The 7,624-nt window shown below is 62.9% G+C and carries 4 protein-coding genes; 3 read left to right on the forward strand and 1 reads right to left on the reverse strand.

The features are described 5' to 3' along the window. Positions 1-17 precede the first annotated feature (17 nt). The 3 genes from GQB03_RS21565 to GQB03_RS21575 all read left to right on the forward strand — a co-directional run bounded on the left by GQB03_RS21565 (position 18) and on the right by GQB03_RS21575 (position 6,624). Positions 18-1,259, forward strand: coding sequence for a 3-oxoadipyl-CoA thiolase (locus GQB03_RS21565; RefSeq protein WP_159693689.1), 1,242 nt, complete (start codon positions 18-20; stop codon positions 1,257-1,259). Between the two features lie 330 nt (positions 1,260-1,589). Next, the gene (locus tag GQB03_RS21570; protein ID WP_159693691.1) at positions 1,590-2,225 is read left to right on the forward strand and encodes a hypothetical protein; all 636 of its coding nucleotides are present in this window, start codon (positions 1,590-1,592) and stop codon (positions 2,223-2,225) included. 1,453 nt (positions 2,226-3,678) lie between these two features. Beyond that, positions 3,679-6,624, forward strand: coding sequence for an nSTAND1 domain-containing NTPase (locus GQB03_RS21575; RefSeq protein WP_159693692.1), 2,946 nt, complete (start codon positions 3,679-3,681; stop codon positions 6,622-6,624). Positions 6,625-6,632: 8 nt separating this feature from the next. Here the strand turns inward: GQB03_RS21575 and GQB03_RS21580 are convergent, their stop codons facing one another. Continuing rightward, positions 6,633-7,415: a caspase family protein gene (locus GQB03_RS21580; RefSeq protein ID WP_159693693.1), complete on the reverse strand. Its 783-nt coding sequence runs from the start codon at positions 7,413-7,415 to the stop codon at positions 6,633-6,635. Positions 7,416-7,624: the final 209 nt, after the last annotated feature.

Below are 7,624 nucleotides of genomic sequence, written 5' to 3' on the forward strand. Positions count from 1 at the left end.
TTTCCACGGAGTTCCGGATGCTCGATGCCTATCTCTACGGCGGCCTGCGCTCGCCTTTTGGCCGCCACGGCGGCGCCCTCGCGACGGTGCGGCCGGACGATCTGGCCGCCATGGTGATCCGCGAGTTGGTGGCGCGCTCGGGTTTAGACCCCGCAGCGATCGAAGACGTGGTGCTCGGCTGTGCTGCCCAGTCGGGCGAGGATGGCCGCAACGTGGCGCGCCACGCGGCACTGCTCGCCGGCCTGCCGCCGTGGGTACCCGGCCAGACGGTGAATCGGTTGTGCGGTAGCGGACTCGCCGCGGTGCTCGACTGTGCCCGCGCGGTGAGTGCGGGCGAGGGCGATCTCTACGTCGCCGGCGGCGTGGAAAGCATGACCCGCGCGCCCTTCGTCGTTGCCAAGCCCGAGGCGGCCTGGGCGCGGGATTTCCGGGTGTTCGACACGACGATCGGCTCGCGTTTTCCGAACCCGGCGCTGGTCGGTCGCTACGGCGACGACACCATGCCGCAGACCGCCGACAACGTGGCTGCCGAGCACGGCATCAGCCGCGAAGCGGCCGATCGCTTCGCGTGGCCTTCGCAGATGAAGGCCGCCGCGGCGCAGGAGGCGGGTTTCTTCGCCGGCGAGATCCTGCCGATCGGCGTCACGGCCGGTCGCAAGGCCGAGCCGGCGGAAGTGTCCGCCGACGAGCATCCGCGGCCCGCAACCACGCCCGAATCCCTTGCCGCCCTGAAGAGCCTGCACGGCGGTGTGGTCACCGCGGGCAATGCATCGGGTATCAACGACGGTGCCGCGGCGGTGCTGGTGGGCAGCCACGCGCTTGGCGAACGCACCGGCCGGCAGCCCGTCGCGCGCATCCTCGCCGGAGCGGTGTGTGGCGTCGAGCCGCGCGTGATGGGCCTCGGTCCGGCGCTGGCGATTCCGCGGGCGCTGGCGCGTGCCGGTCTGACGCTCGGGCAGATGGACGTCATTGAAGTCAACGAGGCCTTCGCGGCCCAGGTGCTCGGCTGCACCAGGATGTTGGGGCTGGCCGATGACGATCCGCGCCTCAATCCCAATGGCGGCGCGATCGCCATGGGGCATCCTCTCGGCGCTTCCGGCGCGCGGCTGGTGTGGACCGCGCTGCGCGAACTCGAACGTCGCGACGGCCGCTACGCGGTGGTGAGCTTATGCATCTGCGTGGGGCAGGGCATCGCGCTCGTCATCGAGCGAATCCGGGGTGAAAGTTCCGCCCCCGGTGCGGCGTTCCGGATGCCCTGAAGGGGTCCTCGAGCGGGCGCTCGCGTGGCATCGCTGCAACCATCGGGAAGTCATGGCGGCGCCTGCCGGCGGCGTCTATGTTGGGGGTGTCCGGCGTGAACCTTCCCGCGACACGGAAGGGCTTGCGGACTTGCGGCACGGTGTCGGTCGCGGTATCGAAACGGGCTTCGCGCGCGTGGATCAATGACCCGATCGCTGCAGGCCATGCGCTGTCAGGGGGCAATGCCGGAGCTCGATCGGCGATCGTGCGAATCGGCCCGCCCGCTCACGATTCGGGATCGGGCCGGAAGATGTCCGATCGGAGGCTGGCGGGCGAGCAGGGGGTGGAAAATGAAAACGCTCGTACTGTTGATCGGAGCCGGAGCCTGGCTCTCGGGCTGCACTTACCTGACCCCGCCTTTCGAACATCCGATCATCGAGCAGCACGCCCAGAACCGGATCAACACGTTCGGCGTGGTCCCGTCGCGGCGCATGATGATCGTCAAGTCCGATGACGCGGGCGGCGGGGCTGAGCGGAAGGTCACGATATGTGCCGAGGCGCCCGCCGACGTCACCGACAATCTGGCCAGCAGCTTCGCGGCCTCGGTTGCAGCGTCGGGCAAGGGGGCGGATGTCAGCGCCGGGTTCGAGAAGACGCTGCAGACCTTCGGGCAGTTCCTCTTCAAGCGTACGCAAGGCATCCAGCTGTTCAGGGACCGCTCGTATTACCTCTGTCAGGCGAGGATGAACGGCTTCATCACCGATGCCGAGTACAAGCAGGGACTCGACGATGCCTTCAGGGCGGTCGTCCCGCTGATCGAGAAGGAACTGGAACATCTCGACAAGACCCAGCCCGAAAACGAAACCGTGGCGCAGCAGCCACTCAAGGCCCGCGAGATCAAGGCCAGCGCGGGCGGCGCGAAGACCTCGCTCGGTGCGGATACGATTGAGTCCTCGGTGGAGTCGGCGGGGCAGGGCGCGCAGTAGGCCGGCTGAGGGATCGTTTGACGGCCGGGTCGGGCGCGGATGGCGCCAGCAGGGCCACGCCGTGTCAGTAAATCCGTCGTGACGGAAGACGGAGAGTCGCCGAAGCCTTGAGCGTGCGCAGCGTTTCCGTGAATGTGAGCGGCGGTTATCGACCCCAAGCTGCCGGATGAGTCTCTCCCGCTCCAGTGGCAGGTATATGGGGGGAGCGGCCTCCCGCGAACATAGCTCACGGACAGAGCCTCGGCCTGACCTGCCGGCCAGCTTGCTCAAATTGAGTGGCGGCAATCCGGCCGACATCAGCTGCACGATGCTCAGCTTGGGCGAACGGCAGCTGTTTTGTTCGACGCTTGCCTCAAGCGGCGCGGGCTCGTGATCGCCAACCGGTGCTCGCGGGCGGGTGTTGGACAAACTGAAGTACATGCGGGCAATGCGCACCGTGGCGCTCGCGGACCAGAATCCTCGAAGGTCTGACACTTCGACGACCCTGTATGGACCCCGCGCGACAAAGGCCTCGTCCACTGTCAAGCGACATCCAATTATATGCATCGCCGCTGTTTGGCTATGACGTGTTCGTATCCTTTGCGCTAGGCGGACCGCCGCGCGGGTCCCTAAGCTATGCTCCAGTCGTCGCGATCGCCGTACGCAGTCGAGAGAACTTCGTTCCACCGCAACCGCGATGCCGGCACGAACCGTCATGAACCACGCTGCATCGCTCACTCCTACGAAGCCGAAGTCCAGCACCCACGCCGGCACGGCGCGCTCTGGCCGGTGCTTACACATGCGGCGCGCGGGCTACGAATCCGATCGATCACTGCTGCCAGGTCGAGTCGTATCACCTCGCTGGACCCAAAACGGCGTGCGGCGCGTGATCTGCGATCCGGCCACCGCGACGAAACCTACCCGAGCGGCATCGCCTCGGCATAGAATCACCAGGGAGACCGCCTGAGCGGCGGTTCAGTACGACAGGGCCTATCCTTCTCTGCACCGCTCGCGCAATAATCGAAGTCGGCGGCGCGAGGGATAAAACCCAATCGTTGGATCGCACCGGGCCTGCTATCGCAGTTTGCGCTACTCGAAAGGAGAAGTTCATGGACACGCGCGCAGAGCAGCAGCTTCCGAGTGCATATCTGGCTTCATTCGGAGCGCGAGTCCGCGCAGTTAGGTATTGTGCGGATTCCCTTCGTCGCAATGATGACCGAGACGCCAAGTCAAGGAGCGATACGTGGCATACGTGTTCAGACTAAAGGGTGCGCTGGTTACCGTACGTCGAATTCCGGGAGCTCGCCGCGCCGATGCTGCTATTTCGCCGGCCAGAGCAGGAAATTGCATGTTCGACAACCAACCTTCTCGCTAGTAAGTCATGCCCTTTGGACTGACCCTCCCAACCAAGCCAGAATTCCAATTGGCATAAGCTGCGTTCGTCTATTCATCCGCACTGGGATTGAACAGGACAATGGGCAAGATCGACACTGGCAATGATATCCGCGATCGCCTGCGGCTGCGGATATTTATCTCGTCCCCGGCAGATGTTGCAGCCGAGCGGGGAATCGCCCGTGCGGTGCTCAGGCGATTGGCCCACGAGCCGCAGTTTGAAGGTCGGATCGATCTGGAAGAAGTTTCATACGATGATCCAGATGCGCCGGCTAGCATGGATGCCCACCTCACTTTCCAGAGTGCTATAAATAAAAGCAAGCCCCGCCCATCGGCTTGCGACGTTGTAATGGTAATCCTGTGGTCGCGACTAGGCTCGGAAATCAACGATCAGGCTTACGTCAAACAGGACGGGAGTGGGCGTCATTACACCGGCACCGAGTGGGAGTTCATGGACGCTTACCAGGCGGCAGTCAACGGCCAGGGACCTCGGCTGTGGGTGTTCCGCCGCCGCAAGGGCTATCTTCCCTCTCAGCCGGACGATCCAGAGAACGTAATTGCCGACAAGCGGGATCAGGAGGACAAGGTACGCGCCTTCTTCCAGAATGCGGTTCGCAGCTATTGGTGGCACGCGTCGCCCCCTGGTGTTCCTATTGATGCCGTCACCCAGGCCCACGAAGATCAGCAGTTCGATTTCCTGCTTGCCTCCCAATTGCGCGACCTGATCTGGTCGCGTCTCCAGGCAGCGGGGCTTGGCGCGCCAGGGAGCGGCCCTGCAACTAAGCAGACACTCTGGCCTTCTGAATTTGGTAGTCCGTTTCGCGCATTGGAACCGTTCACCGCACGCTATGCCCCAGTTTTTTGCGGACGCGAGGTAGAACTGGCAGCGCTGATCCAGGACGTGGCCAACAAACCATTCGTGGCGGTGCTTGGGCGGTCTGGCTCTGGCAAATCGTCACTCGTCTATGCCGGACTGCTGCCCTCTTTGGCCGAAGGCAATGTTCCCGGCAGTGCCGCTTGGTCGGTGGTCAGTTTCAAGCCAGGGGAATTGTCGGGCGGACCAATTGAATCACTCGCTAATGAGCTCGCCGCCAAGTTTCCGTCCTGCAACTGGCGCACGTCCGAACTGGCCAAGCGACTGCGGACAGCACCAGAAAGCATACTGCAAATTGCTGCCGAAGGGCTTGGGGATGCCCCGTCGGACGCTTGCTTACTGATTTTCATCGACCAGTTTGAAGAAATCTTCGCTCGCCACGTCAGTGGCACGGATGACGATGAAGCACGTCTGCTCACCCAGCGCCTAGAAATAGACCGGCCGGGCGTATTCGCTCTGATGCGGGCGGCCTCTGTCCCGGGACGGGTCAGAGTGGTCATCGCGATGCGGTCCGATTTCTGCGGCCACTGGCCCCAGGACGATGCGGCGGTGGCCCTCTTCAATGCTGGTCAACGGATGCTCGGCACGCCTGGCCAGCCCGCGTTGGAAAGGATGATTCGCGGCCCGGCTCGGGCAGCTGGCTTGAGCATAGGCGACGCCCTGGTCAATGATATTTTGAGCGAAGCAGGTGGCGAGCCGGGCTCGCTTCCACTGCTGGAATCAGTGCTGTCCCGCCTGTACGAGCAACGCAATGACGACAATGAACTCACTGAGGCGGCTTTCCGGGCTATCGGTGGTCTGACTGGAGCCATTAACGACTGGGCGGATCGGGCCGTACGCGGCGGAGATGGCAACCTCGACATGAATGCCTTGACTCGCCTCTTCCAGGCGGTCGCCTCGGTGCAGAACGTGGATGGCAAGCGCACGGTGGTGCGCAAGCGTGCGCCTCTTTCCAACCTCGATCCGGACGCTTTGGATCTCGCCCAGCGCCTCATCGATGCCCGCCTATTGGTTACAGGAAATGATAAGGCGCCCTACGTCGAAGTGGCCCACGAGGCTCTCTTTAGCCGCTGGACTACACTCGCACGCTGGCTCGAAGACCATGGGGAGGCTCTCCAACTGCTGCGCCACATGCAAGCGGAAGCCGAGGCTTGGCTGGCCGACCCGTCCACGCCGTTGCATCAGCCGTGGCCGGCCGAGGCTCAGAGCCTCGCCTACAATGCGCTGTCCCGGCTGGGTCGTTCTTGGGAAAAGGAGTCCGAACCCCTGCGTAGCTTCTTGCGCCCAGAGGCCCTGCGCCTCATCGACGAACTGCAGATCGACCAAACGGACCACTTCCGTCGTGCCGCCATTGGCGAGCGCCTCGCGACTATCGGCGACCCGAGACCCGGCGTCGGCGTGCGCAACGGATTGCCTGACCTCCTGTGGCATGAAGTGCCGGCTGGCCGCGTTACGCTTCTAAACGACGACGGAACCCCGCTGGGAGAATTCGACGTGCCGTCCCTACGAGTGGCCCGCTTCCCGGTCACCTGGGCGCAATATCAGACCTTTCTGGACTCCGCAGACGGCTACGACAATCCGGCTTGGTGGTCGGCAGAGAAGCCCGACGAACGACCCGAAAACCGTTTCCGGAGTTTCGCCAACCATCCCGTAAGCCGAGTGTCATGGTTCGACGCTGTCGCCTTCGGCCGCTGGCTCAGCGCCCGACTCTCTGGAGAACTACCGTCGGGATATGCCATCCGGCTTCCGCTTGAATGGGAGTGGCAGCAGGCTGCCACCGGCGGAGATCCAAGCCGGGAATACCCCTGCGGCGTATGGCTCGACCACGGAGGTAACACGGCCGATAGCGGCTTGGGGCGGCTCATTGCCACTGGACTCTATCCTCATGGAGCTTGGCCTAACGGTCCCGTCGACTTGGCCGGGGAGGTTCTGGAATGGTGTGCCAATCAGCACAACCTCAACAGACAAGGAGGCCGTCCCGGCGGAGAGGAAGCGCAGTGCGCGCTCCGTGGCGGTTCGTGGCGTATTGGCCGGCATCTGGCTCGCTGCACAACAAGGCTCGGTGACCACCCGCGCGGGCGCTACCCTAGCGTTGGCTTCCGGCTATTCATTGGCCCGGAGCTAACTGACGCGTCCTTCCCTCATCCCGACTGAACTCGTGGTCAATCAAAGATTGCCTGCTTGGTCAGAACTGCCGTGCTATACAGATGCGGTACCTGGAGCCAGCGAGTTGAGGGCAAGTACCTGCGTAAACCATTCAACCACATGCTGTAATTCGAATCGGGCGGTAACTCGCGCAGGGCTTTCAGCGCGTACTGAGTGAAAACACCGTTGAAGCGCGAGGTGAAGGGCCCTTCCCAAGCAAATTCATAGGGCCCGCAAGCAGTGATGTGGATATCGCCGGCCCGCGCGGTATTGCCCGCCTCGACCGAGTGACCTACACGCACGCGGCTTTCCGATTTCGTCCATGCGTAGGGCGGTAGGATGCGCATCCGAGCGGTACCGGGGTCCAAGGATTGATCGTCACCCCGCGTGACCGTGCCAGAGTGGCAGGTATCCGAGATCACCACCACCCGAGCCCCCTTCGCCCGGGTGTCAAGCACGGCCGCCAGATCAGACAACGGTAAAGCTTCTCCGTCAGCCACGTCCGACGGACACCACACTGGCTGACTTGACATTGTCATGTCAGCCGGCGCCGCCGTGAAACTGCCAAATCCAGAAAATGTGACCACCAGACGGTCGCCCTTCACGATACCCGCCACCAGCGATGTCAATGCGCCGTGCAAAGCACTGAGGTTGGCTTGTTCGTCAAAGAGGCAAGTCACTTCATACCCCTGCTCACGCAGGATTGTGGCCCAGTCCTTGGCATCATTTACGCAACCCATAAGATCACGTCCCACCCCGGGATAGTCGTTGATGCCGATGCACAACGCGCGCCTTTGCATTATGTTCCCCAGCGGAATTCTTCGCGGATGGTGCCACACCTCAGCATGGTTCGCAGTGGCCGGCGACAATTAGGGTGACCGGTGTCGCTGCCGGATGTAAATTGACACATGCTGCCGATTGAAAATTGATACACCAAGTAGGGAAGATCGGGGCTTTTTGGAGTCCCGTTGATCACAGACGAGGTGTATGTGGAAATCGAGGTCTTGAG

Source organism: Cognatazoarcus halotolerans (assembly GCF_009800965.1).
Lineage (GTDB): Bacteria > Pseudomonadota > Gammaproteobacteria > Burkholderiales > Rhodocyclaceae > Cognatazoarcus > Cognatazoarcus halotolerans.

What these genes read in the sequence shown, in the direction of transcription:
- GQB03_RS21565 (WP_159693689.1), top strand. Translation starts at nt 18, where the DNA reads ATGCTCGATGCCTATCTCTACGGCGGCCTGCGCTCGCCTTTTGGCCGC.
- GQB03_RS21570 (WP_159693691.1), top strand. Translation starts at nt 1,590, where the DNA reads ATGAAAACGCTCGTACTGTTGATCGGAGCCGGAGCCTGGCTCTCGGGC.
- GQB03_RS21575 (WP_159693692.1), top strand. Translation starts at nt 3,679, where the DNA reads ATGGGCAAGATCGACACTGGCAATGATATCCGCGATCGCCTGCGGCTG.
- GQB03_RS21580 (WP_159693693.1), bottom strand. Translation starts at nt 7,415, where the DNA reads ATGCAAAGGCGCGCGTTGTGCATCGGCATCAACGACTATCCCGGGGTG.